Genomic DNA, 26,316 nt, shown 5'->3' with positions numbered 1-26,316 from the left:
AGGGACGGGTACGGGGCCTACGCCGAGGCACCCGTCATGGTCAAGGAGTGCAGGAACCGCATGAGGGTCATCAGGACGTCCCGGCTGGAGGCCCGGCGCCGCGCGTCGCAGCGGATGATGGGGATCTCCACGGCCAGGTCCAGTGCCTGGCGCAGCTCCTCGATGGGGTAGCGGGGAGCGTCCGGGAAGTCGTTGACGGCGACGACGAAGGGGACACCGCGTTCCTCCAGGCGGCCCATGACGTCGAAGCTGACCTCCAGGCGACGGGTGTCGACCAGGACGACCGCGCCTAGGGCGCCCTCGAACAGACCGTTCCAGAGGAACCAGAAGCGCTCCTGGCCGGGGGTTCCGAACAGGTACAGCACCAGCTGGTCCGTGATGCTGATGCGGCCGAAGTCCATCGCCACGGTGGTGGCGGTCTTGGACTTGGAGCCGTAGTTGTCGTCGACTCCGATGCCGGCCTGGGTCATGGTCTCCTCGGTCGTCAGCGGTCTGATCTCGCTGACGGAGCCCACCATGGTCGTCTTGCCGACCCCGAAACCGCCCACGATCACGATCTTCGCCGCGGCCTGCGCGGTGTGCGGCAGGTGGTCCTCGGTCCGTGGACCCGTGATGGTGTCAGAGCTTTTGAAGTCCATGCATCACCGCTTCGAGGAGGGAACGGTCGGCCCGCGCCTGCCGGACGACGGGTGCGCGCGCCTGAACCAGTTCGGCCGTCAGCAGCTCGGTGAGCAGGACGGTCACCACGCTGATCGGCAGGTTGAGATAGGCCGAGATCTCGGCCACGGACAGGGGGGCCTGGCAGATCCGGATCAGCGCCGACTGCTCCGGAGCGGCAGACGGCGGCGGATCGGCGCGCGCGACGATTAACGTGACGAGGTCGATCGGTGCTCGTTCGCCGTCCTCTCCCGTGAGGATGTAGAGACGCTCGGGCGGGCGATCGCCCTCGCTTCCCGCGGGTGCCTCCACGGGAGGCGGTGGAGGGGGCTGTGGTGTGGGGTGGCGGCGCTGGCGTTGCGGAGGCGTCATACGGTCTGCCCGTTCCGCCGGGGCGGACTGGTGAGGTGGGCGCCGATCCGGTCCACCAGGTCGCGCATGCGGTTGCTCATCAGACCGGGTTCTGCGATCTCGTTGGCGAGCACGGCGAGATAGGCGTTGGAGCCGGCGGCCATAAGGTAGAAGTAGCCGCCGTTGATCTCGATGATGACCATGCGCATCTCGCCGTCGCTCTGCGGGATCTCCCCGGCCACGGCGCCCGCGAGGCTCTGCAGTCCGGCGCAGGCGGCGGCGACGCGGTCGGCGGCGTCGGGATCACCGCCGTAGCGGGCGATCCGCAGGCCGTCGGCGGAGAGCACGACGATTTGCTGGATGCCTGGTACGCCATCGGCCAGATCCTTGAGCATCCAGTCGAAATTGGCTCGCTGCTGGATCACTTGAGGTCCCCCTCGTCGTCGGCCTCGTTGCGGGCCGGCTCGGTGTTCGCGGTGGAAGCGGTGAGCCCGGGGCCAGTCGGGTCGTCCGGGTTCCTGGAGAAGGCGCCGGGGTCCGGGTCGCGCTTGAGCCCTGCCATGAACGCCTCGACCCACATGCCGGGCGGCGGCAGTTCCTTCTTCGGTTCGTGCTCCGGTTCCCAGACGGGTGCGGCGGCCATGGCGGCCTCGGCTGCGGCTTCCGCCGCGGCGGCCTCGGCGTAGCGCTGGCTCAGCGGGATCTTCATCCGACTGCGGCGCTGCGGGAGCCCGCCCGCGGTCCACTCGGTGACGACGGGTACGTCGTCGTCCATGCCCTGGCCCATCTCCTCCGCGGAACTCGGGATCCGCGGTCCGGTGGTCGGGCGGCGACGCTTGGGCTTGCGGTTGGGCCCCTCGACGCCACCGGTGTCCATGGTCGGTACGGCGGCCGCGCCGATGCCGTGGGCGAGTCCGGGGGCGGGCTCGTCGGTGAGCATGTCACGGGGTACGACGACGACGGCGCGAACACCGCCGTACGCGGACTGCCGCAGCGAGATCTGCATGTTGTACATCGTGGAGAGACGGCCGACGACGGCGAGGCCGAGGCGCGGGCTGCTGCCGAGCTCTTGGAGGTCGATGCCCTGCTGCGCCTTCGCCAGCATGTCCTCGACCTTGGCCCGTGCCTCCTCGCTGAGGCTGATGCCGCCGTCCTCGATCTCGATGGCGACGCCGGTCTGCACCTCGACCGCGGTGACGTGCACCTTGGTGTGCGGCGGGGAGTAGCGGGTCGCGTTGTCGAGGAGTTCGGCGCAGGCGTGGATGACGGGTTCGACGGAGACGCCGTTGACGTTGACCTTGGCGATGGAGTGCAGCTCGATGCGGCGGTACTCCAGGATGCGGGACATCGCGCCGCGCAGACAGCTGTACAGCGGGACGGGCTTGGGCCAGACGCGGCCCGGGCGGCTGCCGCCGAGGACGGCGATGGAGTCGGCGAGGCGGCCGATCAGGGCGGTGCCGTGGTCGATGCGCAGCAGGTCGTCGAAGACCTCGGGGTTGCGCCCGTGGTCCTCCTCCATCTCTCGGAGTTCCTTGTTCTGCTGGTGGACGATCGCCTGGACGCGGCGGGCGATGTTGACGAAGGAACGCTGCGAGGAGTCGCGCATCGCTTCCTCGCGGTCCACGATGTCGAGCACCGCGCGCAGCAAGTCGCGCTGCGACTGCGGGAGTTCCCGCCACTCCGGGTCACCGTCGATGACGTGGCGAATCACCTCTGAGGGGGATTCTCCACCGCGCAGCCGGTACAGCACGGCGGGCAGGATCTCCTTGCCCAGCCGGGTGAACTCCTGGTCGTGGGCGGCGATCCGCTGCTTCAGGGAGAGGGTCCGCCGTTCCTGTTCGGCGCGCAGTTCGCGCACGGAGCGGCGGGTGCCGCGCACGGCCACGACCGCGACCGCGATCAGCAGCAGTGTCGCGACGGCTCCGGTCAAGCCGACGGCGAGCCGGATCGGCCCTGTCACCAGGGCGACGGTGATCCCGGTCGCCGCGGCCATCAGTATCGCCGGCAGCAGTAGTACGCGCCCGTGGGGGAGGTCACGGCCACCTGGAGGCGATTGAACACTCACCATGTATGCCCTCTAACGACAAATCGGCTGGAGGTCGGGGGACTTGCTGGGACTTCTGGGACTAGCTGGGACTAGCTGGGACTAGCTGGGACTAGCTGGGGTTCATCCGGGAATCAAACTGGATCTTCGGTAATTTTTGGAACAAGCGCACGAATACACCCCAACTCGGTGCGCTGCGGGCGAGCTTAGTCCGACCGGATCATCGCTGTGTCATATTCAGCAACCGCCTGAAATCACCCTCACGACAGGAGTACGCTCTGGTCGTTTACACGCTAAGGCGCGACTCGAACGCACAGCGTGACGATGTACGGGTGTGCGAAGGGGAGGGCGGGGGGAGGGCCAGGGCGGGTCCTGAAGGTCGGCCGTACGGCCAAGCCGAGACGGCAGACCGCGGGTATCAGGCCTCAGGCCTCAGGCCTCAGGCCTCAGGCAATAGGCATAGGCAATCGGCCTCAGGGCATCAGACCTCAGGCGCCGACGATGCGCAGCGCGGCGTCCGCCGTGGCCTCGGCGAACGCGGCCACCTGGCGGTCCGGGTCGGAGCGGTGCACGAGGATGACCCCCTCGATCAGCCCGAACACGAGGTCGGTCCGCAGCTCCAGCTCGCTCTTGGCGAGCGCCCCGCCCACGGCCGTCGCCGCGATCAACTGGCCGTAGGCGTCCTTGAGTTCGGCCCGCACGGCGTGGAAGCCGGCGAAGCGTTCGGCGCGGACCTCGGGGAGGAGGTACAGCCCGCCGAGGTTGTGCGGGCCGCCGCACAGCAGCTCCACATCGGCGCGGCACAGCTCCCACAACCGATCCTCGGCCGGGTCGGCGTCCCGGGTGAGCAGGTCACGGGCGTACCCCAGGGACGGCGTCACCGTGGACTCCAGGAGCTCGGCCAGCAACTCCTCCTTGCCGGAGACGTAGTGGTACATGGACGCCTGCCGCATCCCGGCCCGTTCGGCGACGGCCCGGGTGGTCGTGGCGGCATAGCCACGGGTGGTGAACAACTCGGCCGCCGCAGCGAGGAGTTCGCCGCGCGGCGACAACCCGCTGTCCGGCCGCTGCGCGACCCTGGGCCTACCGACCCGCCGCCCACCCGCAGCACCGGCACTTCCCGCGCGTTCGCCCGCACCACCGGCACTTCCCGCGCGTTCGCCCGCACCACCGGCACTTCCCGCGCGTTCGCCCGCACCACCGGCACTTCCCGCGCGCTCGCCCGCACCGCCGACACTTCGCGCGCGTTCGCCCGCACGACCCGCGCCTCCCGTGCGCTCGCCCGCACCACCCGCGCTTCCCATGCGTTCGATCCTCGCACACGCACCGCGACACCCCTCCGGGCGGCGTTCAGCTCCCACCACCGGCTGCCCCACCGGCGAAACCACCGCCGAACACCCCCGTCCCCACCCTCCCTCATCACCCTCCCGTCAACGAACCGACCGGTGAGGCCCCGGTAACTGCCCCGCAACGCGTGGGACATGGCGGCGACCCACCTCCCCCCTAATTTCTGTCGCACGACAGAAATAAGTGCCGCACCCGGAGGTCCCGCCATGGCGACAGCGACCACGTACGGAGCACGCGACCATGCCCGCGCCCAGGAGGGCACCCGCGCCGAGGCGATGCCCGTCGTCCCGGCCGGCGACTGGCCGGACCCGCCCGCCGACGCCGGCCCCCTCGTGTGGGCCGAGACCGTCGCGGGCGGCAACTACACGCACAAGGTGCTGGCCCGCGGCACGGAGCTGCGCCTGACCGACCCGCACGGCGACGCCTGCGCCCACGTCCTGCTGTACGTCGCCGACCGTCCCTGGGAGCGGCTGAACGTCGCCGACACCGTCAAGGTCCAGTGGAACGCCTACCTCGGCGAGGGCGTCCTGCTCCTGTCCGACCAGGGCCGCGTCCTCGCCTCCCTGGTCGCCGACACCTCCGGCCGGCACGACGCGCTGTGCGGCACCTCCACCCTCGTGCGCAACACCGCCCGTTACGGCGACGGCAGCCCCCAGTCCCCCTCCCCCGCCGGACGCGAGCTGTTCAAACTCGCCGCCGCGAAGAACGGACTCGGCCCCCGCGACCTGCCGCCCTCCCTCTCGTTCTTCCAGGGCGTCGAGGTACGCGACGACGGCACCCTCGACTTCACCGGCTCCGCCGGCCCCGGCGCCAGTGTCACCCTGCGCACCGAGCAGGACGTCACCGTCCTCATCGCCAACGTCCCGCACCCCGCAGATCCGCGCCCGGAGTATGTGAGCACCGCGCTGGAGGTGCTCGCCTGGCGGGCCCGAGCGACCGAGCCGGACGATCCGCTGTGGAACGCCACCCCGGAAGGGCGCCGGGCCTTCCTCAACACCGCCGAGTTCCGCACCGCCAGGGGGGCCGCATGACGACCGTGATCGTTCCGGCCCGCGCCGCGAGGAGGACCGCATGACTTCCCAGATTGTCGCGGCCCGCGCCGCCTGGTCCGCCGTCGTCCCGGCCGGCGGGACCCTCACCCTCACCGATCTGCACGGCAACCAGGCCGTCGACTTCCTCGTGTACGACGCCCACGACACAGCCGTCCGCTACAGCGCCCCCGACACCATCCACGCGCAGGGCGGCATCTTCCTCACCACCGGCAGCGTGCTGATGTCCAACGAGCACACCCCTCTGATGACCGTGGTCGCCGACGACGTCGGCCGGCACGACACGGTGGGCGGCGCCTGCTCCAAGGAGTCGAACACCCTGCGGTACGGGCACCACACCTGGTCGCAGCACGCCTGCGTGGACAACTTCCTCGCGGAGGGCGCCCGGCACGGCCTCGGCAAACGCGACCTCGTGTCGAACGTCAACTGGTACATGAACGTGCCGGTCGAGAAGGACGGCACCCTCGGCATCGTCGACGGCATCTCCGCGCCGGGGCTGTCCCTGACCCTGCGTGCGGAGTGCGACGTCCTCGTGCTGGTCTCCAACTGCCCCCAGATCAACAACCCCTGCAACGGCTTCACCCCGACGGCCGTCGAGATGACCATCGCCCAGCCCCTGCTCGAAGCCCCTGCCTCCCAAGGGAGCCCCGCATGACCTTCGGCACCCTGTTGGTCGCCAACCGGGGCGAGATAGCCGTCCGCGTCATCCGTACCGCCCGCGACCTGGGCCTGCGCACGGTCGCCGTGTACTCCGACGCCGACCGCGCCGCACCCCACGTCCGCCTCGCCGACACAGCCGTACGGCTCGGTCCGGCGCCCGCGCAGGAGTCGTACCTCGACGCCGACCTGGTGCTGAGGGCGGCGAAGGACGCGGGCGCGGGCGCCGTCCACCCCGGCTACGGCTTCCTGTCCGAGGACGCCGCCTTCGCCCGCCGCTGCGCGGACGCCGGGATCGTGTTCGTGGGCCCCACCCCGGAGCAGTTGGAGCTGTTCGGCGCGAAGCACACCGCGCGGGCCGCCGCCGAGGCCGCGGGCGTCCCGCTGCTTCCCGGCACGGGCCTGCTGGCCTCCCTCGACGAGGCCGTCGCCCGCGCCGAGGCCGTCGGTTACCCGGTGATGCTGAAGGCCACCGGCGGCGGGGGCGGCATCGGTATGTCGGCCTGCCGCTCCGCCGCCGAACTGGCGGAGGCGTGGGCGCGGGTGCAGCGAGTCGCCGCCGCCTCGTTCTCCTCCGCCGGTGTCTTCCTCGAACGCCTCGTCGAGCACGCCCGCCACGTGGAGGTGCAGGTCTTCGGCGACGGCGAGGGCCGCGTCGTCACCTTCGGCGACCGGGACTGCTCCCTCCAGCGCCGCAACCAGAAGGTCGTCGAGGAGGCCCCGGCGCCCAACCTCGCCGACGCCGTCCGCGCGCGGCTCGCCACGTCGGCCCGCGACCTGTGCGCCAGCGTCGCCTACCGCTCCGCCGGAACCGTCGAGTTCGTGTACGACCCGGAGCGCGGCGAGGCCTACTTCCTGGAGGTCAACACCCGCCTCCAGGTGGAGCACCCGGTCACCGAGGAGACCCACGGCGTCGACCTCGTCGCCTGGATGCTGCGCCTGGCACGCGGTGAGTCGGACGTCGTCCGCGACCCGGGGCCGCCCCGCGGCCACGCCGTCGAGGCCCGGATCTACGCCGAAGACCCCTCCCGGGAACACCGGCCGAGCGCTGGCCTGTTGACGAGGGTGGAGTTTCCGCCGGGCGTCCGCGTGGACGGCTGGGTGGAGACCGGCACCGAGGTGACGACGTCGTACGACCCGCTGCTCGCCAAGGTCGTCGCCCATGGACCGGACCGCGCCCACGCCCTGCGCCGGCTCGACGAAGCGCTGTCCCGGACCCGGATCGACGGCATCGAGACCAACCTGGGCCAGCTCAGGGCCGCCCTGCGCGACCCTGACCTGCGGCGGGCCACCCACTCCACCGCCACGCTCGCGACCGTGAGCGACCCGACGCCCCGTGTCGAGGTGGTCTCCGGCGGCACCCTCACCACCGTGCAGGACTGGCCCGGCCGCACCGGGTACTGGCAGGTCGGCGTACCGCCCTGCGGCCCCATGGACGACCTGTCCTTCCGCCTCGGCAACACGGCGCTCGGCAACCCCGAGGGCGCACCGGGCCTCGAATGCACCCTGCGGGGACCCTCCTTGCGGTTCACCCACGCCACCACGGTGTGCGTGACGGGCGCCCCGGCCCCGGTGACCGTGGACGGCTCACCCGTTCCGCAGTGGGAACCGGTGACCGTGCCCGCCGGAGCCGTGCTGGCCGTCGGCGCCCCCACCCGACACGGCCTGCGCACCTATGTGTTGTTCGCCGGGGGCGGCCTGGACGTGCCGTCGTTCCTCGGCAGCGCGGCCACCTTCACCCTGGGGCGCTTCGGCGGCCACGGCGGCCGGGAGCTGCGGACGGGCGACGTGCTGCACGGCGGAGGGGTCACCGAAGGCAGCCCCGTACCGGCCGGGGCCCGCCCGGTCTTCGGCTCGACCTGGCAGGTGGCCGCCCTCGAAGGCCCGCACGCGGCACCGGAGTTCTTCACCGAGGAGGACATCCGCGAGTTCTACGCCGCCGACTGGAAGGTCCACTTCAACTCGGCCCGCACCGGCGTACGGCTGGTCGGCCCGAAGCCCCGCTGGGCGCGGAGCGACGGCGGCGAGGCGGGTCTGCACCCCTCCAACATCCACGACACCCCGTACTCGGTCGGCGCCGTCGACTACACCGGCGACATGCCGGTCCTGCTCGGCCCCGACGGCCCCTCGCTCGGCGGATTCGTCTGCCCGGCCACGGTGATCTCCACGGAACGCTGGAAGCTGGGGCAGCTCCGCCCTGGCGACACGGTCCGCTTCCTGCCCGTCGCCGACGACGCCTCGCCCCGCCCCGCGATCGTCGACGGAGGTGTCCTGGCCCGGGACGGCGAGGTGACGTACCGCCGCAGCGGCGACGACAACCTGCTCGTCGAGTTCGGCCCCATGCAACTGGACCTGGGCCTGCGGATGCGGGTGCACGCCCTGATGGAGGCCGTGGCCGAGACGGCCCCCGACGGCGTCACCGACCTCACCCCCGGCATCCGCTCCCTCCAGATCCGCACCGACCCGGCGCGGCTCCCCCAACCCGAACTCCTGGCCACCGTACGGCGGATCGTCGCCTCGCTCCCACCGGCCGACGAGCTGGTGGTCCCCTCCCGCACCGTCCACCTGCCCCTGTCCTGGGACGATCCCGCGACCCGTGAGGCCATCGCCCGCTACATGGCCGGTGTCCGCGACGACGCGCCCTGGTGCCCGTGGAACATCGAGTTCATCCGCCGCGTCAACGGCCTGGAATCGGTGGCGGACGTCTACGACACGGTGTTCGCCGCCGAGTACCTGGTCCTGGGCCTGGGCGACGTGTACCTGGGCGCGCCGGTGGCGACCCCGCTCGACCCGCGCCACCGTCTGGTGACGACGAAGTACAACCCCGCCCGCACCTGGACCGCCGAGAACTCGGTGGGCATCGGCGGCGCGTACCTGTGCGTCTACGGCATGGAGGGGCCCGGCGGCTACCAGTTCGTCGGCCGCACCACCCAGGTCTGGTCCCCCTGGCAGCAGCGCGGTGCCTTCGAGGCGGGCTCCCCGTGGCTCCTGCGCTTCTTCGACCGTGTGAAGTGGTATCCGGTGGACGCGGACGAACTCCTCGCCCTGCGGGCCGACATCATCTCGGGCCGCTTCGTCCCGCGGATCGAGGAGGGCGAGTTCTCCCTCGCCGACCACCAGCGGTTCCTGGCCGAACACGCCGATTCCATAGCCGAGTTCAGATCCCGTCAGCGGTCCGCCTTCGCCGCGGAACGAGCCGCCTGGGAGGCCGCCGGCGAGTTCGCCCGAGCGGAGGCGGCCACCGCCGCACCGGTGCCCTCGACGGAGATCGACGTCCCGGCGGGCGGGCGGGTGATCGAGGCGGAGTTCGCCGCGTCGGTCTGGCAGCTCCACGTCCGGCCCGGCGACCGAGTGACCACCGGCCGGCCCCTGCTGACCCTGGAGGCCATGAAGATGGAGTCCCGCGTCCACTCCCCCCTGAACGGCGTGGTCCACGAGACCCTGACCGTCCCGGGCGCCCAGGTCCAGGCGGGCACGCCGCTCCTCGTCCTGACACCCGACACCGACTGACACCGGGCCCGCCCCGCACACCGACGGACCGTCCCAGCACAGGAGCACAGATGCCGCACCCGTCCCCGACCCTGACCCGTGTCCGCCTGGCGTACGAGCGCATCGACGCCGTGGACCGCCCCGAGATCTGGATCGACCTGCGTGCCCGGCCGGACGTCGAAGCGGAGGCCAGGGCCGTAGACGCCCGCCTCGCCGCCGGGGACCGGCTGCCCCTCGCCGGCCGCCTCCTCGCCGTCAAGGGCAACATCGACGTCCACGGCCTGGCCACGACCGCCGGCTGCCCGGCCTACGCGTACACGCCGGACGAGGACGCCCCGGTCGTCGCCCGTCTCCGCGAGGCCGGCGCGATCGTGCTGGGGACCACGAACCTGGACCAGTTCGCGACCGGCCTCGTCGGCACCCGTTCTCCGTACGGCGCCGTCCGCAACGCCCACGACCCGTCCAGAATCAGCGGCGGCTCCAGCTCGGGTTCGGCCGTGGCGGTGGCGCTCGGCATCGTCGACCTCGCCCTCGGCACGGACACCGCGGGCTCGGGCCGCGTTCCCGCCGCCTTCAACGGCATCGTCGGCCTGAAGCCCACCCGTGGTCTGGTCCCCACCAACGGCGTGGTCCCTGCCTGCGCCTCCCTCGACTGTGTGACGGTGTTCGCCCGCACCCTCCCGGAGGCCGAGCAGGCCCTCGCCCACATGACCTCCCCACCGACCCGCGCCCTCCCGGCCCTCCCACAGCGCACACCGGGTCCGTGGCGTGTCGCCGTCCCGCCGCGCGAGCAGCTCGGCGAACTGGACGACGGCTGGGCGGAGGCGTACGAGGCGGCGGTGGCGCGACTGGGCGACGCGGGCGTGGAGATCCGCGCCCTGGACCTCACCCCGTTCACCGAGGCGGCCGCGATGCTGTACCAGGGCGCGTTCGTGGCGGAGCGGTACACGGCGGTGGGCCCCTTCGTCGACAAGGCGCTCGTCGACGGTGTGGACGGTCTCGACCCCACCGTGGCCGGCATCATCAGCCGCGCCCGCGAGGTCCCGGCCCATCAACTGTTCGCCGACCAGGACCGGCTGGCCGCGCTGCGCGCCCACGCCCTCGCCGAACTGGCCGACGCGGACGCCCTGCTGCTGCCGACGGCCCCGGGGCACCCGACCCTCGCCGACGTGGCCGCCGACCCGCTGGGCGCCAATGCCCGCCTGGGCCGCTTCACCAACTCGACGAACCTGTTCGACCTGGCGGCCGTCGCCGCCCCGGCGGGCGAGGTGAACGGTCTGCCCTTCGGTGTGATGCTGATCGGCCCGGCGTTCACGGACGAGCGGCTGGCCCGGATCGCCGCGCTCCTCCCGCCGGAGCCACGGCTGGCCGTCGTCGGCGCCCACCTCTCGGGGCAGCCTCTGAACCCCCAGCTCCTCGCCCTGGGCGCCCGCCTGGAACGTACGACGACGACCGCGCCGGTCTACCGTCTCCACGCCCTGCGGACGTCCCCGCCGAAGCCGGGCCTGGTCCACGTCGGCGAAGGCGGCGCCGCGATCGAGACGGAGATCTGGCGCCTCCCGGCGGAGGGCCTGGGACGCCTCCTGACGACACTCCCCCACCCCATGACCCTGGGCAGTGTGCAGCTCGCCGACGGCACGAGCACCCCCGGCTTCCTCTGCGAACCGACAGCCCTGCGGGACGCCGAGGACATCACACGCCACGGCGGGTGGAGGTCGTTCCTGACCCGCGGAGAGCCCGAGGGTCCCAGGTGACCGGAGAGCGGTGAGGGGCGCGGGGAACCGCGCGACCAGCCACACACCACCCGCACCCACCCCCGTAGGCGTCGCCCTCCGTCCCCGTGGGCGTCACCCCACCGAGGAGTAGGCCACAACCCCCCGCAACAGCTCGTCGACCGCCTTGCGCGCACTCTTGCCCACGGTGGACCCCGAAGGGGCCGCCGCCGAGATCTGTCCCAGCACGTCGATCACCTGCTTGGACCAGCGCACGAAGTCACCGGCGGGCATGTCCGCCTCCCGCAGTACCTCGTCGAGCCCCTTCCCGGAGGCCCACATGTACGCGGCCCAGGCGAAGCCGAGGTCGGGCTCACGCTGTCCGACCCCTTCGCTCTGGGTGATCCGGAACTCCTCCTCCAGCGCGTCCAGTCGCCCCCAGATCCGCACCATCTCGCCGAGCGCGGCCTTCGCGGCGCCCGACGGCAGCTTCGGCGCCATCGCGTCGTCGCCGACCCGGGCCTCGTAGACGAGCGCGGAGACACAGGCGGCGAGTTCCGCGGGGCCGAGGCCCTCCCAGACGCCGGCGCGCAGGCATTCACTCGCCAGCAGGTCCAGCTCGCCGTAGAGGCGGGCGAGCCGCTTGCCGTGCTCGGTGACCTCGTTGCCCCGCAGATAGTCCAGCTCGGTCAGGAGCGCGACGATCCGGTCGAAGGTGCGGGCGATCGTGTTGGTGCGGCCCTCGATGCGCCGCTCCAGCTGCGTGGTGTCCCGCTTGAGCCGGTAGTAGCGCTCCGCCCAGCGGGCGTGGTCCTCGCGGTCGCTGCACCCGTGGCAGGGGTGGGCCCGCAGGTCGGCGCGCAGACGCGCGATCTCGCGGTCGTCGGCGGCGGCGGCGCGCCGCTTGCGGTGCCGGTCGGGTACCAGGTGCCCGGCCTTCGTGCGGAGCGCGGACGCCAGATCGCGGCGGGACTGCGGTGAGCGGGGGTTGAAGGACTTCGGGATCCGCATCCGCTCCAGCGCCTCCACGGGCACCGGGAAGTCCATCGACGCCAGCCGCTTGACCTGCCGCTCGGCGGTGAGCACCAGCGGGCGCGGGCCGTCGTGGTACTCGAAGCCGCGGTGGCCGTTGGACCGCCCGGCGGGCAGCCCGGGGTCCAACACCAGGGCGAGACCCGCGTACTTGCCGGTCGGGACGTGGATGACGTCGCCCGGCTTGAGCTTCTCCAGGGCCACGGCGGCCTCGGCGCGCCGCTGGGCCGCGCCCTGCTTGGCCAGTTCGGTCTCGCGGTCCTTCAGCTCGCGCCGGAGGCGGGCGTACTCCTCGAAGTCCCCGAGGTGGCAGGTCATCGACTCCTTGTAGCCCTCGAGCCCCTCCTCGTTGCGCTGGACCTGGCGGGAGATGCCGACGACGGACTTGTCGGCCTGGAACTGCGCGAAGGACGTCTCCAGCAGCTCCCGCGAACGGTGCCGGCCGAACTGCTCGACCAGGTTGACCGCCATGTTGTACGACGGCTTGAAGCTGGAGCGCAGCGGATAGGTACGGGTGCCCGCGAGGCCGGCGAGGTGGTCGGGGTTCATGCCGCGCTGCCACAACACGACGGCGTGGCCCTCGACGTCGATGCCGCGGCGGCCGGCGCGGCCGGTCAACTGGGTGTACTCGCCGGGGGTGATGTCGGCGTGCTGCTCGCCGTTCCACTTGACGAGCTTCTCCAGCACCACCGAGCGGGCGGGCATGTTGATGCCGAGGGCGAGGGTCTCGGTGGCGAACACGGCCTTGACCAGGCCGCGTACGAACAGTTCCTCGACGACCTCCTTGAACGTCGGCAGCATGCCCGCGTGGTGGGCCGCTATGCCGCGCTCCAGGCCTTCCAGCCACTCGAAGTAGCCGAGGACGTGGAGGTCCTCGGAGGGGATGGACGCCGTGCGCTCCTCGACGAGGGCGCGCACCCTGAGTCGTGCGTCGTCGTCGTTGAGGCGCAGGCCGGCGTGGAGGCACTGCTGGACGGCGGCCTCGCAGGCGGCGCGGCTGAAGATGAAGGTGATGGCCGGCAACAGGCCCTCGGAGTCGAGCCGTTCGATGACTTCCGGCCGGCTCGGGATCCAGATGCGGGAGCGCTGGCGGCGCTCGCGCTCCCGGTCGGCCTCACGCATGGCGCGGCCCCGTCTGCGGTCCTGGTAGGAGGGGCGGCTGGCCTCCATGCGGGCCATGCGTGTGAGGTCGGGGTTGACGGCCTTCCGGTGGCCCTCGCCCTCCTCGAAGAGGTCGTACATCCGCCGGCCGGCGAGCACGTGCTGGAACAGCGGCACGGGCCGGTGCTCGGAGACAATCACCTCGGTGTCGCCGCGCACGGTGTCCAGCCAGTCGCCGAACTCCTCGGCGTTCGACACGGTCGCCGAGAGGGAGACGAGGGTGACCGACTCGGGGAGGTGGATGATCACCTCTTCCCAGACGGCGCCGCGGAAGCGGTCGGAGAGGTAGTGCACCTCGTCCATGACCACGTAGCCGAGGCCGCGGAGGGTCTGGGAGCCCGCGTACAGCATGTTCCGCAGGACCTCGGTGGTCATCACGACCACCGGGGCGTCGGAGTTGACGCTGTTGTCGCCGGTGAGGAGTCCGACCTGGTCGGCGCCGTAACGGCGGCACAGGTCGGCGTACTTCTGGTTCGACAGGGCCTTGATGGGTGTCGTGTAGAAGCACTTCTTGCCCTGTTTCAGGGCGAGGTGGACGGCGAACTCGCCGACGATCGTCTTGCCCGAGCCGGTGGGGGCGGCCACCAGGACGCCCTTGCCCGCCTCGAGCGCCTGGCAGGCCTCGATCTGGAAGGGGTCGAGGCCGAAGTCGTACATCTCGCGGAAGGACGCGAGCGCGGTGGCCTGCTCGGCAGCGCGCCTACGTGCTGCCGCATACCGCTCGGCCGGTGAGAGATCCTCTGTCATCGTGCTTTCGAGCGTACCGGGCCCCACTGACAACGGGACGATCATTATCCGGATGACCGCCCCGCGCACGGGAGCGGCCGGGTGCGCCATGTGGGCGCCCCGGCCGCTCCAGGTCCCGCGATGCCTGATCTGTGCCGATCCGCGTACGCCGGGTCGCGGACGCACGCGACGCGTCAGGTCACGTCGTCGTAGCCGTTGATCCGGTCGCGTTCCGTCTCAGGTGACGGGGACGGGGACGGCAGCGCCCTGCTGGCCGACACGGTCTCGACCTCGCCGATGTCCTCGGGGGTGAGGTCCAGCTCGGATGCCTCGTCGTCGGCCGGCTTCATGGCCTCGACGCGGGCCCGGCGCTTGTCGTTGACCAGGGCGATGGCCGACGCGGCGAAGTACAGGATCCAGATGGGACCGGCCAGCGCCAGCATGGAAATCGGGTCGGTGCTGGGAGTGGCGATCGCCGCGAACAGGGTGATGCCGAGGATCATGCCCCGCCACCAGCCGGCCATCTTCTTACCCGAGAGCACCCCACCGAAGTTCAGCATCACCAGCAGCAGCGGCAGCTCGAAGGAGAGGCCGAAGACGACGATCATTCGCATGATCAGGTTCAGCAGATCGTCGAGGGGGAGCTGGTTGTCGCTGCCGATGATGGAGAACTCCAACATCACCGACGCCATCTTGGGCAGCGACCAGTACGCGAAGTAGGCACCCATGACGAACAGCGGGAAACCCGCCGCCACGAAGCCGAGGCCGTACTTCTTCTCGTTCCGGTGCAGTCCCGGAGCGACGAACGCCCAGAGCTGGTACAGCCACACCGGGGCGGCGAGCACCACGCCCGATGACAGGGAGACCGTCAGGGCGAGGGTGAACGGGCTCAGCAGACCGTTCTGCACGATGCGCGCGCACTGCGTCTCATTGGTGTTCTTCGCCAGCTCGGCGAAGGAGTATTCGCATCCCACCGCGCGGAGGATGGGATCTGTGAAGAACTGGATGATGTCCTTGTAGAAGAGGGCTGCGACGACGGTCGCCACGACGATCGCCAGCAAACTCTTCACCAGACGGTTTCGCAGCTCGCGCAAGTGCTCCGCGAGGGGCATCCGCCCCTCGGGATCCTTCTCCGTCTTGCGGGCAGACTTGAGCAACCCACGTCCTCATCTCGTGCGGCAGGCCGGATGTCTCCTCCGGCCCTGCGTCAGCGCTTGGTCGTGTCCGTCGGCTCCGCGACCGGGCGGGAGCTGGTCACGTCGCCGGGCGCGGCCTGGATGGTGCGCTGAGCCGGGGTGTCGCCGGCGTGCGGAGGCGCGGCGGAGGTGGTGGTGTCCTCCTGGCCGTCGCTCTTCATGGCCTTCGCCTCGCTCTTGAGGATGCGGGCGGACTTGCCGAGCGAGCGCGCCATGTCAGGGAGCTTCTTCGCACCGAACAGCAGGACGATGACGACGAGGATCAGAATGATCTCGGTGGGGCCGAGCCTACCCATAGCTGTCTACCTTCTTCACCGAGGCGGCGGGTGGGGGCTGTCCGACCGGTCGGACAAGTGTCCGAACGACCGTACTGGCAGCGATCGTAACGCTCAGGGGTGAATCAGAGGCAATCCCTGTGCGTACTCCCGATTCGCGCGACCCTGGCCTCGTTCACCGGGCCGCGACAGGCAGCGTACCTGCCGAAGGTATGAAGGTGACAGGGCGAAGTGGCGCAAACCGCACAGGCCCGTCGGCTCACCGCATGCCCGCCTGCACCTCACAGCAGCCACGCTCTTACCTCACGGCCCGTCCACGGAGCAGGTCGACCACTCACGGCACGGCCATGGAGCAGGTCAGCGGCTCACCTGGCGCCCACGGAGCAGGTCAGCGAACCCACCCCGCGCCCACGGAGCAGGTCAGCGGCTCACGCAGCGTCCGCGGACCCGGTCAGCGGCTCACGCAGCGTCCGCGGACCCGGTCAGCGGCTCACGCAGCGTCCGCGGACCAGGCCGGCCATTCCACAGCGCCTCAGCGGAGCAGGCCGGTCGCTCACAGCGCCTCCGCGGAGCGGGCCGCGCTCGCCGTCGCCCGCTCCAGGTCCTCCGCCGCCCTGTTGATCCGCCGCGCCGACTCGGTGACCTGCCGGCCAAGCCGCTGGGCCTCGACGAAGACCCGGACGGCGAGCACCCCCAGCACGGCGAGCCCCAGAAAACCCATAGCGACAGCGAACATCGGCCAGAACATAGCGACGACCCTAGCCCGGCGAATGGAGCCGCAGCGTCCGCACGCCGCCCCCGGTGAGCAGCTCGACGATGCGCTCCCCGGCCGGTTTACGGACGGCGACACCGCACTCGGGGCAGGTGAAGGAGTAGAACGTGGTCTTGCTGGTGGCGCCGATGGCCAGCCGCAGCGCGCTCGCGCCGAGTTCGAAGCTGGCCCGGCAGTCGGGGCATCCGGCCCTGAACACCACGTCGACCACCCGCTTCATCCCCGCGAACGCGACCGCCGCCGACATCTCCGGCACGCCCTGTAAACCCTGCACGCCCTGCAGACCCTGAACTCCGGACACAGCCGACCCGCCGTTCACAGCCCTCGCTCCTGTCTGTCGTACTGCCGCTCCTGCCCCGCACCGGCCCCACGCGGCGCACCGAGCCGGGCGTCGAGCCCGTCGTACGCCGGTACGACCTCGTCGTAGGCCGCCAGAGCCTCACGGGCCGCCCGGCGGGCGCTGTCGGCCAGGTCCTGGGGCGAGACGATCCGCCCGTCCGGTCCGAGCCGCAGCGCGAGCCGCCGCAGCGAGGCGGGGTCGGGGGTGCGCAGGGTGATGCGCAGCCCGCCGTCCGGGAGCTCCTCGGCGCTGTCGTGCGGGTAGTACTCGGCGACCCACCGTCCGCCGGGCCCGACCTCGACGACGACCTCCGGGTCCTCGGCGGCGGGCTGCACCAGCGCCTCCGACAGATCCCGCAGCTCGATCTCGGGCGGCGCGGACGGCTCGTCGAGGATCTTGATCTCGGCGACCCGGTCGAGGCGGAACGTCCGGCGCGCCTCGGAGCGTCGGCACCATGCCTCGACATAGGTGTGACCCACGCTGACCAGGCGAATCGGGTCGATCTCCCGTTCGGTGACCTCGTCGCGGGCCGGGGAGTAGTAGCGGATCCACAGCCGTCGCCGCTCCGAGATGGCCCGGTCGACGTCGGCGAAGACTCCGCCCTCCGACTCGAAGGTCACCGACAGCCGGGAGCTGGCCCCGGCCGCCTCGCCCGCGGCCGCCTCCACCTTGGCGGTGGCCCGCAGCAGCGCCTGCCGGTCGCTCTCGCGCAGCCCGGGCAGCGTGGCGACCGCGCGGGCGGCCACGAGCAGGGCGGTGGCCTCGTCGGCTGCCAGCCTCAGCGGCTCGGCGGCCTCCGCCCCGAGCGCGGCCGGGTTGTGCCACCAGATCCGCTCGCCGTCGGTGTCGATGTCGAGCAGGTCACCGCCGCGGAAGCTGGTCCCGCACATGGGCAGCACATCGAGGTCCGACACCAGCTCGTCCTCGGTGATCCCGAAGGCGCGGGCCACGTCCTCGATACGGGCGCCGGGGCGCTCGCGCAGATACGTGACCAGGGAGAGCATCCGCCGGGTCTGGTCGATGGCGTTCGCCGGCCGGGCCGGTTTTCCCACCACGTTCTTACGTCCCCTCAACCCTTGGCCACGGCACGCAGCCGGTCGACCACGTCGGCCCGCAGCTCGGCGGGGTCCAGGACGACCACGTCGGGCCCGAACTCGACCAGCCAGGCATCCAGACCGTGCCCGTACGGAATCTCCAACTCGTCCCACCCGTCGCCGAGTTCCCGCACGGCGGTGGCCCTGGCCCGCAGCGGGTAGCCGGCGCCCGTGCGGAGCCGGATCAGCGCGGAGCGGTCGGCGGTCTCCCCCGCCCAGCTCGCGACGGTCTCCCGCACGGTGACGACGTCCGGGACCTCGGCCGTGAAGGCACCGCCCCGGCTGCGCACCTTGCCGGTGATCCGCGACAGCCGGAAGACCCGCTCGGCGCCCCGGTCCCGGTCGAAACCGGCGAGGTACCAGTGGCCGCGCCAGCACTCCAGCGCCCACGGCTCCACATGGCGGGGCTCGGGGCGGGCGGCGGTGGCCTTGCGGTACTCGAACACCACCGGGCGGCGGTCCCGGCAGGCCAGCATCAGCGGCTCGAACGCGGCCTCGTGCACCGGGATGCGCGGCTCCAGCGCCCCGTGGGCCTCGTACGGGTCGACGTCCTCGGGGAGGCCGGCCGCGCGCAGCTTCTGCAGGGCGCCGCTGGCGGCCCCGGCGAGGCGGGCCTGCTGCCAGACCTTGGCGGCGAGCCCCAGGGCGGCGGCCTCCTCGGCGTCGAGCGTGATGGGCGGGAGGCTGTTGCTGTCGCGGCGGGCCTGGTAGCCGACCTCGCCGTCGAGGTTCTCCACCGTCTCGATGACCAGGCCGAGTTCGCGCAGATCGTCCTTGTCGCGCTCGAACATGCGGTTGAAGGAGTCGTCGGACCCGGCTTCCAGGTAGGCCTCGATGGACTCCCGCAGCTCGCGCTTGCTGAGCGGCCGGCGCGTCCCCAGCAGACACAGCGCCAGGTTCATCAACCGCTCGGCCTTGGCAATGGCCATCGACGCCCTTCCCTATGGGTGCTTCTGCGGCACGACCGTACCGCTACCGAGCGTCGCGGCAAAAGCCGAGGGCCCATGCCCGAACAGGCATGGACCCCAGGTGGTCGGCTCCGGTCACAGGACCGGGCCGCTCCGGTCGTACGATGATCAGACCCCGAGCAGGTCGACCACGAAGATCAGCGTCTCGCCCGGCTTGATCGCCGGGGTCGGGCTCTGGTTGCCGTAGGCGAGGTGCGCCGGGATGGTCAGCTGGCGGCGGCCGCCGACCTTCATGCCCTGCACGCCCTGGTCCCAGCCCTTGATGACACGGCCGCCACCGAGCGGGAAGCGGAACGGCGTACCACGGTTCCAGCTGGCGTCGAACTCCTCGCCGGTGCTGAAGGACACGCCCACGTAGTGCACGGTGACGGTCTGGCCGGCCTGCGCGACCTCGCCCTCGCCCTCCCAGATGTCCTTGATCTCAAGGTCCTTCGGGGGCTCGCCTTCGGGGAAGTCGATCTCGGGCTTCTCAATGCTCACGTCTTCAGGCTCCTGCTCTTGTACGAAAAGACAACGCGGGACAGTCTCGCATCCCGCGCACTCACATCTTCGCGAGGATGTCCACGGTGAAGACCATCGTGGAGTCCTTCTTGATGTCGCTGCCACTCGGCGGCGTGTCGCCGTAACCCAGCTTCGGCGGAATCACGATCAGCAGGCGGCTGCCCACCTTCTTGCCCGCCATGCCCTGCTGCCAGCCCTTGACGACCTGCTGCATCCCGAACGAGCTCAGCGCGTCCCGGCTGTACGACGAGTCGAACTCCTTGCCGGTGTCCCAGATGACGCCCTTGTACTGCACCAGCAGGCTGTCGTCGGCCGCGACCTCCGGGCCGTCGCCCTCGATGATGTACGTCGCGGCCAGGTCGGCCGGCGGGTCCGCCTTCGGGATGTCGACGGTGGGGGCCTTGCCGTCGGTGTTCGTGCTCACCTTCGGCAGCTTCGCGTCGTTCTGCGGGACGTTCTTGCCCTTGGCGGAGCTCTTGGCGTTGAACGTGTTCTGGATGTCCACGACGAAGACCAGCGTGTCGTCGCCCTTGATGCCCGCCTGCGCGTTCCCCTGCTTGCCGTAGCCCCAGGTCGGCGGCACGGCCATCTGGACCCGGCTGCCGGCCTTCTTACCGGTCAGCGCATAGCGCCAGCCGTCGATGATGCCCTGCGGGGTCAGCTGGATGACCAGCGGCGTCTTGCGGTCGTAGGAGTTGTCGAAGACCTTGGCCGTCTCCCAGATCTGACCCAGGTAGTTCGCCTGGATGTAGTCACCCTCGGCGACCGTCCTGCCGGTGCCCGCGATCACCGTCTTCACGGCCAGGTTCTTCGACGGGTCCCCACTGCCCTTCGCGACGGTCGGCTTCTCGTCGAACTTCACCCCGGCCGTGATCGCGGGCAGCGGACCGTCCACGATCTTCGGCGGCTTCGCCGCGCTCGCCGACGCGGACGGGCTGCTGCTGGCCTTGGCCGAGTCGGACTTGTCGTCACCACAGGCGGCGAGCGTGACCAGTCCGGCGGGAACAGCGATGAGGAGTGAGCGTCGGCGCACGGTGAGGGCCTCGTATCGGTCGATCTTGTCGGATGCGTGCGCGCAACTCTACGGCGTGAGAAGGGCGCCGTACGGCAAACGTACGGCGCCCCGCGTTGCGTTCCGGCTCAGAAGCCTCCCGCCCGGGTGCATTCCAGGGCGGGAGACACACCCGGAACATTCCGGCTCACATTCCGGCGATCAGCTTCTCCACCCGGTCGTCCACCGAACGGAACGGATCCTTGCACAACACCGTGCGTTGCGCCTGGTCGTTGAGCTTCAGATGCACCCAGTCGACCGTGAAATCCCGGCGCTGTTCCTGCGCCCGCCGGATGAAGTCACCACGCAGCCGCGCCCGAGTCGTCTGCGGCGGAACCGACTTGCCCTCGAAGATCTTCAAGTCATTGCAGATCCGGGCGGCTTGACCTTTCCTCTCCAGGAGGTAGTACAACCCACGACGACGGTGAATGTCGTGATACGCGAGGTCTATCTGCGCGACCCGCGGATGCGACATGGTCATGTTGTGCTTGGCCCGGTACCGCTCGATGAGCTTGTACTTCATCACCCAGTCGATCTCGGTACCGATCCGGTCCAGATCCTCGGCCTCGATCGCGTCCAGCGTGCGACCCCACAGCTCCAGGACCTGCTCCACGGTGCCCGTGCGGATACCGCGCCGCTCGCAGAAGTCCACGGCCTTCTCGAAGTACTCGCGCTGCACCTCAAGCGCGGACGCCTCCCTGCCACTGGCCAGCCGCACCTTGCGCCGGCCCGTGATGTCATGGCTGACCTCGCGGATCGCCCGGATCGGGTTCTCCAGCGTCAGGTCCCGCATCACCGTGCCCGCCTCGATCATGCGCAGCACCAGATCGGTGGCACCGACCTTCAGCAGCATGGTCGTCTCGGACATGTTCGAGTCGCCCACGATCACATGGAGCCGGCGGTACCGCTCCGCGTCCGCGTGCGGCTCGTCACGCGTGTTGATGATCGGCCGGGAACGCGTCGTCGCCGAGCTGACGCCCTCCCAGATGTGCTCCGCGCGCTGACTCACGCAGTACACCGCACCACGCGGCGTCTGCAGCACCTTGCCCGCGCCACACAGCAACTGCCGCGTGACCAGGAACGGAATGAGGATGTCCGCGAGCCGGGAGAACTCCCCGTGCCGCGCCACCAGATAGTTTTCATGGCAACCGTATGAGTTGCCCGCCGAGTCCGTGTTGTTCTTGAAGAGATAGACGTCGCCCGCGATTCCCTCCTCGTGCAGGCGGCGTTCGGCGTCGACCAGCAGTCCTTCCAGAATGCGCTCGCCGGCCTTGTCGTGAGTGACCAGCTCGGTCACGTTGTCACATTCGGGTGTCGCGTATTCCGGATGTGAGCCCACGTCGAGATAGAGGCGGGCCCCGTTCCGCAGAAACACATTGCTGCTGCGGCCCCATGACACGACACGGCGGAAGAGGTACCGCGCCACCTCGTCAGGAGACAGACGGCGCTGTCCCCTGAACGTGCACGTGACGCCGTACTCGTTCTCCAGCCCGAAAATGCGGCGGTCCATGACTGAACATTACGCCTGATCCACCGACCTGAAACGGGGTTCGACGGCACGGTTTGGATCATTTTCCGATGAGACCGCAACCACCGCACCCCCCGAGGGAACAGCCAGAACCCGTCCCGTCGCCAGCAGAACCAGCAGCGACACGGCCCCCGCGGCACCCGGCACCACGAAGCCCCACAGCGTCCCGCCCCACTCCACGACCGGCCCCGCCACCGCCGTACCCACCGACTGGCCCACAGTGAACGTCGTCACGATCCACGAGAACGCCTCCGTCACCGTCCCCCGCGGCGCGTGCCGGTCCACCAGCACGAACCCGCACGCGATCGCCGGCGCCAGGAACACCCCCGCGAGCGTCGTCAGCCCCGTCATCCCGACCGGACCCGGCATCAGCGTCAGCGGCACGTAGCAGACCGCCAGCAGCCCCACCAGGACCTGCAACCGCCGCTCGGGCGCCCCGCCCCACCGCCGCGCCCCGTACGCCGTGCCACCGACGAGCGCGCCCAGGCCCACGCCCGCCATCAGCCAGCCGTAGACAGCGTCCCCGCCGTGACCGTCCGCGTACGACACCGCGGCGACCGTGATCGACCCCAGTGCGATCCCCACGAACAGGAACGCGCCGAGCAGCGCCAGCATCCCCGGCGAGCGCAGCGCGCCCAGCCAGTGCGCCTCGCGCGGCGCCGACCGCCAGGCCCGGGACGGCGGCGAGACCACCACCCACAGCGCGCCGAGCACCCCGACGACATTGAGCACGACCAGTGCCGCCGCCGCGGACCACAGCGCCACGCACAGCGTCACCAGCAGCGGCCCCACGGTGAACATGATCTCCTGGGCCACCGCGTCCATCGCGTACGCCGTGTGCACCTGGTCCTCCCGGCGCAGGACCGACGACCACAGGGCCCGCAGCCCGCCCTCCAGCGGAGGCGTGAACAGCCCCGCGACCGCCATCGAGAGATACGCGACCGGCAGCGGATCCAGCCCCGAGAGCGCGAAGACGGTCATGCCGAGCGCCGACACCAGCGCCGCGGGCAGCTGCACGCGCGGCTGCCCGCGCAGATCCACCAGACGGCCCAGCAGCGGCTGCCCCACCGCGTTCGCCACGCCGTACACGGCGGCCAGCGCCCCCGCCAGGCTGTACGTCCCGCCCTCCGCGCGCACGAACAGCACGATCGCGATCGCGGCCGTCGCGTTCGGCAACCGCCCCACCAGCGTGCCCGCCAGCAGACGCGCGGCATGCCGCGCCCTGAGGATCTCCAGGTATCCGGCTGCCATGTTCCGCCCCTCGGACGACTCTCGTCGGCTCGTCGGCTCCCGCCGGTCCAGAAGGAGCCGACGGAGGAAGTGTTACGTATAACGTCCGTAGTCATACGTACCATGAGCGCTGACCACGCGTCCACACGCACGAGGCCCACGAAGGAGCACGCCCACCGTGGCACGAGGTAGTACACGGCCCACGAGCCGTGACGTCGCCCAGGCCGCCGGCGTCTCCCAGGCCGCCGTCTCCCTCGTCCTCGGCGACAAATGGCGCGGCCGCGTCTCCGAGACCACCGCCGAACGGGTCCGCGAAGCCGCCCGCGAACTCGGCTACCGGCCCAACCTCGCCGCCCGCAACCTCCGCCTCGGCCGCACCCGCACAGTCCTCCTCGTCGTCCCCGCCCTCACCACCGAGTTCTTCGGCGGTGTCTACACCGGGGCCGCCCGCGTCGCCGCACGGCACGGCTTCGGCGTCGTCCTCTATCCCTCCCCCGAAGGCGTCGGCCCCGCCCGCGACCCCTTCGCCTCCGCCCAGGCCGCCCTCGACGGCGTCATCGCCTCCTCCATGGCCGCCGACGCCCTCAGCGCCATCCGCGGCGACCAGCTGCCCCTGGTGATGCTCGACAGCGACCCCCGGGGCAGCCACGGCGCCGTCACCGTCAACCTCGACATCCGCGACGGCGCACGACAGGTCGCCGACCACCTCCTCGCCCTGGGCCACCGCCACTTCCTGCACCTCGCCGCCGACGTCCCCTCCTGGACCTTCGAGGTACGCGCACAGGAACTCGCCACACGGCTCGCCGCGGTCTCCGGAACCACCCTGCGGACGGTGGCCGCACCCATCTCCATCGAGGGTGCCCTGACCGCCACCGAAGCCGCGCTCACCGGGCCCGACGGCCCCCGGCCCACCGCACTCGTCTGCGACGACGACAAACTCGCCGCCGGGGCCTACAAGGCCCTGCGCCGCCTCGGACTGAGGGTCCCCGACGACATCTCCGTCACCGGCGTCGACGACCTCGGCCTCGCCACCGCACTCGACCCCGAACTCACCACCGTGCGCCTCGACGCCGAAACCTTCGGGGAACGCGGCATGGCGGCCCTCCTGGCGGTCCTGGAGGGCCGCACACCCCAGGAAGGGGACATCCCCGTGGAACTCGTCGTACGGGGCTCCACGGCCCGCCCAGGGGCCTGAACACCCCGTCGGGGGTGAGCGACACCCCCTCCAACGTCGCGCGCCCCGGCCATGATCGACCGGGGCGCATTACGGGCGGGCTGACGCCGGACTGTCGGCCTACTCCTCCTCGGAGCTCTCGGCCTCCGTGGACGCGCCGTCCGTCTCCAGGAGACGGGCCAGCTGACGGCCGACGATGCGCTTGAACTTGCGCTGCTGCGGACGCGTACGGTCCAGGACCGCCACCTCCAGCCGCTCGGCGGGGATCTCCCGCTGCGTGCCGTTGGTGTCCCGCGACAGCGCCTGCACCGCGAGCTTCAGGGCCTCCGCCAGGGACATGCCGTCCTGGTGACGCTGGTCCAGATAGCTGCTGATCTGCTCGGCGTTACCACCCACCGCGACCGAACCGTGCTCGTCGACGATCGAGCCGTCGTGCGGCAGACGGTAGATCTGATCGCCCTCGGGCGTCTCCCCCACCTCGGCCACGACGAGCTCCACCTCGTACGGCTTCTCGGCCGCCGAGGAGAAGATCGTGCCCAGCGTCTGGGCGTAGACGTTCGCGAGACCGCGAGCGGTCACATCGTCACGGTCGTAGGTGTAACCCCGCAGGTCGGCGTAGCGCACACCACCGATCCGCAGGTTCTCGTACTCGTTGTACTTGCCGGCGGCCGCGAAACCGATCCGGTCGTAGATCTCGCTGAACTTGTGCAGCGCACGGGACGGGTTCTCGCCGACGAACACGATGCCGTCGGCATACTGCAGCACGACCAGGCTGCGGCCGCGGGCGATGCCCTTGCGGGCGTACTCCGCCCGGTCGGCCATGGCCTGCTGGGGTGAGACATAGAACGGCGTCGACACCGGTTATCCGTCCCTTTCTGTCGAAGTCACTGGATCACCTTGATAAGAGGGCCGTCCGCGCCGGACCGGCTAGAGCAGCGCGGCCCGCGGACCGTCGGGCTGCTCCAGACGCCGCTCCAGGATCGAGCGGGCGATCCCGGAGGACTCCTCGTCGGTGAGCCGACGGAAGCCGTCCTCGGTGATCACGGTGACGATCGGGTAGATCCGGCGGGCGACATCGGGACCACCGGTCGCCGAGTCGTCGTCAGCCGCGTCGTACAGAGCCTGCACCACGAGCGTCGTGGCCTGCTCCTCGGTCAGATCCTCACGGAAGAGCTTCTTCATGGCACCGCGCGCGAAGATCGAGCCGGAACCCGTGGCCGCGTAACCGGACTCCTCGGAACGGCCGCCCGTCACGTCGTAGGAGAAGATGCGGCCCTTCTCCCGGTCCACGTCGTAGCCCGCGAACAGCGGGACCACCGCCAGACCCTGCATCGCCATGCCGAGGTTGGAACGGATCATGGTCGACAGACGGTTCGCCTTGCCCTCCAGGGAGAGCTGCGCCCCCTCGACCTTCTCGAAGTGCTCCAGCTCCAGCTGGAACAGCTTGACCATCTCCACGGCCAGACCGGCCGTACCGGCGATTCCCACAGCCGAGTACTCGTCCGCGGGGAACACCTTCTCGATGTCCCGCTGCGCGATCATGTTCCCCATCGTGGCCCGCCGGTCGCCGGCGAGCACCACACCGCCGGGGAACGTCACGGCCACGATCGTCGTGCCGTGCGGGGCCTCGATCACGCCCTGGGTCGGCGGCAGCTGCCGCTTGCCGGGGAGCAGCTCCGGCTGGTGCTCCGACAGGAAGTCCATGAAGGACGACGACCCAGGCGTCAGGAAGGCAGCTGGTAGACGCCCGGTGCTACGAGTGTTGGCTTCCACGCGTTTCCTTCCACGTATGTCGCAGCCCGCCTCATGACGTCGGGCCGATCCTTGAACTGCCCCAGCGCCGCGTTGCAGCTGAAGCACAGTACGCCTCGGACCCTACCCGTCTCGTGGCAGTGATCCACATGCTCCGCCGGACCAGCGAGACAGATACAACAGATCCCGTGCTGCTCGGCGACCATGGCG

General features: G+C 70.8%; 24 protein-coding genes. 5 read left to right on the top strand and 19 right to left on the bottom strand.

Annotated elements, in window-relative coordinates:
- Nucleotides 1–17: 17 nt before the first annotated feature.
- The 5 genes from ACZ4Z3_RS23910 to ACZ4Z3_RS23890 all read right to left on the bottom strand — a co-directional run bounded on the left by ACZ4Z3_RS23910 (nucleotide 18) and on the right by ACZ4Z3_RS23890 (nucleotide 4,104).
- Nucleotides 18–638 (bottom strand): GTP-binding protein, encoded by a 621-nt coding sequence (locus ACZ4Z3_RS23910; protein WP_468502913.1) that lies wholly within the window; start codon nucleotides 636–638, stop codon nucleotides 18–20.
- Entirely contained in the window at nucleotides 619–1,029 is a 411-nt protein-coding gene (locus tag ACZ4Z3_RS23905) for a DUF742 domain-containing protein (RefSeq protein WP_468502912.1), read from the bottom strand. The genes ACZ4Z3_RS23910 and ACZ4Z3_RS23905 overlap by 20 nt, the downstream gene beginning before the upstream one ends.
- Nucleotides 1,026–1,433 (bottom strand): roadblock/LC7 domain-containing protein, encoded by a 408-nt coding sequence (locus ACZ4Z3_RS23900; RefSeq protein WP_099965605.1) that lies wholly within the window; start codon nucleotides 1,431–1,433, stop codon nucleotides 1,026–1,028. The genes ACZ4Z3_RS23905 and ACZ4Z3_RS23900 overlap by 4 nt, the downstream gene beginning before the upstream one ends.
- On the bottom strand, nucleotides 1,430–3,076 hold the full coding sequence (locus ACZ4Z3_RS23895) for a sensor histidine kinase (protein ID WP_468502911.1): 1,647 nt from the start codon (nucleotides 3,074–3,076) through the stop codon (nucleotides 1,430–1,432). The genes ACZ4Z3_RS23900 and ACZ4Z3_RS23895 overlap by 4 nt, the downstream gene beginning before the upstream one ends.
- 464 nt (nucleotides 3,077–3,540) lie before the next feature.
- Nucleotides 3,541–4,104 (bottom strand): TetR/AcrR family transcriptional regulator, encoded by a 564-nt coding sequence (locus ACZ4Z3_RS23890; protein WP_468502910.1) that lies wholly within the window; start codon nucleotides 4,102–4,104, stop codon nucleotides 3,541–3,543.
- Between the two features lie 501 nt (nucleotides 4,105–4,605).
- Between ACZ4Z3_RS23890 and ACZ4Z3_RS23885 the strand changes: the two genes are divergently transcribed.
- Genes ACZ4Z3_RS23885 through atzF form a run of 4 tightly spaced genes read left to right on the top strand, consistent with a single transcriptional unit; the run spans nucleotide 4,606 to nucleotide 11,348 of the window.
- Nucleotides 4,606–5,430: an urea amidolyase associated protein UAAP1 gene (locus ACZ4Z3_RS23885; RefSeq protein ID WP_468502909.1), complete on the top strand. Its 825-nt coding sequence runs from the start codon at nucleotides 4,606–4,608 to the stop codon at nucleotides 5,428–5,430.
- A 40-nt stretch (nucleotides 5,431–5,470) separates the two neighbouring features.
- Nucleotides 5,471–6,103, top strand: a complete 633-nt coding sequence (locus ACZ4Z3_RS23880) for an urea amidolyase associated protein UAAP2 (protein WP_468502908.1) — start codon at nucleotides 5,471–5,473, stop codon at nucleotides 6,101–6,103.
- Nucleotides 6,100–9,615 carry a 5-oxoprolinase/urea amidolyase family protein gene (locus ACZ4Z3_RS23875; protein WP_468502907.1) on the top strand — a complete coding sequence of 1,172 codons (3,516 nt, stop codon included), beginning with the start codon at nucleotides 6,100–6,102 and terminating at the stop codon, nucleotides 9,613–9,615. The genes ACZ4Z3_RS23880 and ACZ4Z3_RS23875 overlap by 4 nt, the downstream gene beginning before the upstream one ends.
- Before the next feature lie 50 nt (nucleotides 9,616–9,665).
- Nucleotides 9,666–11,348 (top strand): allophanate hydrolase, encoded by a 1,683-nt coding sequence (gene atzF, locus ACZ4Z3_RS23870; RefSeq protein ID WP_468502906.1) that lies wholly within the window; start codon nucleotides 9,666–9,668, stop codon nucleotides 11,346–11,348.
- A gap of 93 nt (nucleotides 11,349–11,441) precedes the next feature.
- Here atzF and ACZ4Z3_RS23865 read toward each other — a convergent pair whose 3' ends face one another.
- The 11 genes from ACZ4Z3_RS23865 to ACZ4Z3_RS23815 form a co-directional block, all read right to left on the bottom strand.
- Nucleotides 11,442–14,291, bottom strand: coding sequence for a DEAD/DEAH box helicase (locus ACZ4Z3_RS23865; RefSeq protein ID WP_468502905.1), 2,850 nt, complete (start codon nucleotides 14,289–14,291; stop codon nucleotides 11,442–11,444).
- Between the two features lie 128 nt (nucleotides 14,292–14,419).
- Nucleotides 14,420–15,382, bottom strand: coding sequence for a twin-arginine translocase subunit TatC (gene tatC / locus ACZ4Z3_RS23860; protein ID WP_468502904.1), 963 nt, complete (start codon nucleotides 15,380–15,382; stop codon nucleotides 14,420–14,422).
- Nucleotides 15,383–15,432: 50 nt separating this feature from the next.
- Nucleotides 15,433–15,717, bottom strand: coding sequence for a Sec-independent protein translocase subunit TatA (gene tatA, locus ACZ4Z3_RS23855; RefSeq protein WP_055517803.1), 285 nt, complete (start codon nucleotides 15,715–15,717; stop codon nucleotides 15,433–15,435).
- Nucleotides 15,718–16,249: 532 nt separating this feature from the next.
- Nucleotides 16,250–16,444 carry a hypothetical protein gene (locus ACZ4Z3_RS23850; RefSeq protein WP_468502903.1) on the bottom strand — a complete coding sequence of 65 codons (195 nt, stop codon included), beginning with the start codon at nucleotides 16,442–16,444 and terminating at the stop codon, nucleotides 16,250–16,252.
- A gap of 10 nt (nucleotides 16,445–16,454) precedes the next feature.
- Nucleotides 16,455–16,715 carry a hypothetical protein gene (locus tag ACZ4Z3_RS23845; protein WP_468503107.1) on the bottom strand — a complete coding sequence of 87 codons (261 nt, stop codon included), beginning with the start codon at nucleotides 16,713–16,715 and terminating at the stop codon, nucleotides 16,455–16,457.
- Between the two features lie 68 nt (nucleotides 16,716–16,783).
- Nucleotides 16,784–17,863, bottom strand: coding sequence for a helix-turn-helix transcriptional regulator (locus ACZ4Z3_RS23840; RefSeq protein WP_468502902.1), 1,080 nt, complete (start codon nucleotides 17,861–17,863; stop codon nucleotides 16,784–16,786).
- Between the two features lie 14 nt (nucleotides 17,864–17,877).
- Nucleotides 17,878–18,831, bottom strand: coding sequence for a helix-turn-helix transcriptional regulator (locus ACZ4Z3_RS23835; RefSeq protein ID WP_468502901.1), 954 nt, complete (start codon nucleotides 18,829–18,831; stop codon nucleotides 17,878–17,880).
- Nucleotides 18,832–18,978: 147 nt separating this feature from the next.
- A complete protein-coding gene (locus tag ACZ4Z3_RS23830) occupies nucleotides 18,979–19,350 on the bottom strand; it encodes an FKBP-type peptidyl-prolyl cis-trans isomerase (RefSeq protein ID WP_468502900.1) in 372 nt (123 codons plus the stop codon).
- Between the two features lie 61 nt (nucleotides 19,351–19,411).
- On the bottom strand, nucleotides 19,412–20,404 hold the full coding sequence (locus tag ACZ4Z3_RS23825) for an FKBP-type peptidyl-prolyl cis-trans isomerase (protein WP_468502899.1): 993 nt from the start codon (nucleotides 20,402–20,404) through the stop codon (nucleotides 19,412–19,414).
- Between the two features lie 166 nt (nucleotides 20,405–20,570).
- Nucleotides 20,571–21,932 carry a Pup--protein ligase gene (gene pafA, locus ACZ4Z3_RS23820; RefSeq protein ID WP_055517796.1) on the bottom strand — a complete coding sequence of 454 codons (1,362 nt, stop codon included), beginning with the start codon at nucleotides 21,930–21,932 and terminating at the stop codon, nucleotides 20,571–20,573.
- 9 nt (nucleotides 21,933–21,941) lie between these two features.
- The gene (locus ACZ4Z3_RS23815; protein WP_468502898.1) at nucleotides 21,942–23,201 is read right to left on the bottom strand and encodes an MFS transporter; all 1,260 of its coding nucleotides are present in this window, start codon (nucleotides 23,199–23,201) and stop codon (nucleotides 21,942–21,944) included.
- Nucleotides 23,202–23,358: 157 nt separating this feature from the next.
- Between ACZ4Z3_RS23815 and ACZ4Z3_RS23810 the strand changes: the two genes are divergently transcribed.
- Complete coding sequence (locus ACZ4Z3_RS23810; RefSeq protein WP_468502897.1) at nucleotides 23,359–24,375, top strand: LacI family DNA-binding transcriptional regulator; 1,017 nt, start codon at nucleotides 23,359–23,361, stop codon at nucleotides 24,373–24,375.
- 99 nt (nucleotides 24,376–24,474) lie between these two features.
- Here the strand turns inward: ACZ4Z3_RS23810 and prcA are convergent, their stop codons facing one another.
- From prcA to ACZ4Z3_RS23795, 3 genes are all read right to left on the bottom strand, one after another.
- Nucleotides 24,475–25,212, bottom strand: a complete 738-nt coding sequence (gene prcA / locus ACZ4Z3_RS23805; protein ID WP_055540797.1) for a proteasome subunit alpha — start codon at nucleotides 25,210–25,212, stop codon at nucleotides 24,475–24,477.
- Between the two features lie 69 nt (nucleotides 25,213–25,281).
- Nucleotides 25,282–26,127, bottom strand: a complete 846-nt coding sequence (gene prcB / locus ACZ4Z3_RS23800; protein ID WP_359693943.1) for a proteasome subunit beta — start codon at nucleotides 26,125–26,127, stop codon at nucleotides 25,282–25,284.
- A complete protein-coding gene (locus ACZ4Z3_RS23795) occupies nucleotides 26,079–26,312 on the bottom strand; it encodes an endonuclease VII domain-containing protein (protein WP_359694015.1) in 234 nt (77 codons plus the stop codon). Before ACZ4Z3_RS23795 ends, prcB begins: the two co-directional genes overlap by 49 nt.
- Between the last annotated feature and the right edge of the window lie 4 nt (nucleotides 26,313–26,316).

The organism is Streptomyces sp. NPDC030296 (genome assembly GCF_055572815.1).
Note: the sequence above shows the minus strand (reverse complement) of the source record. Positions and strands in the feature narration are given on the sequence as shown.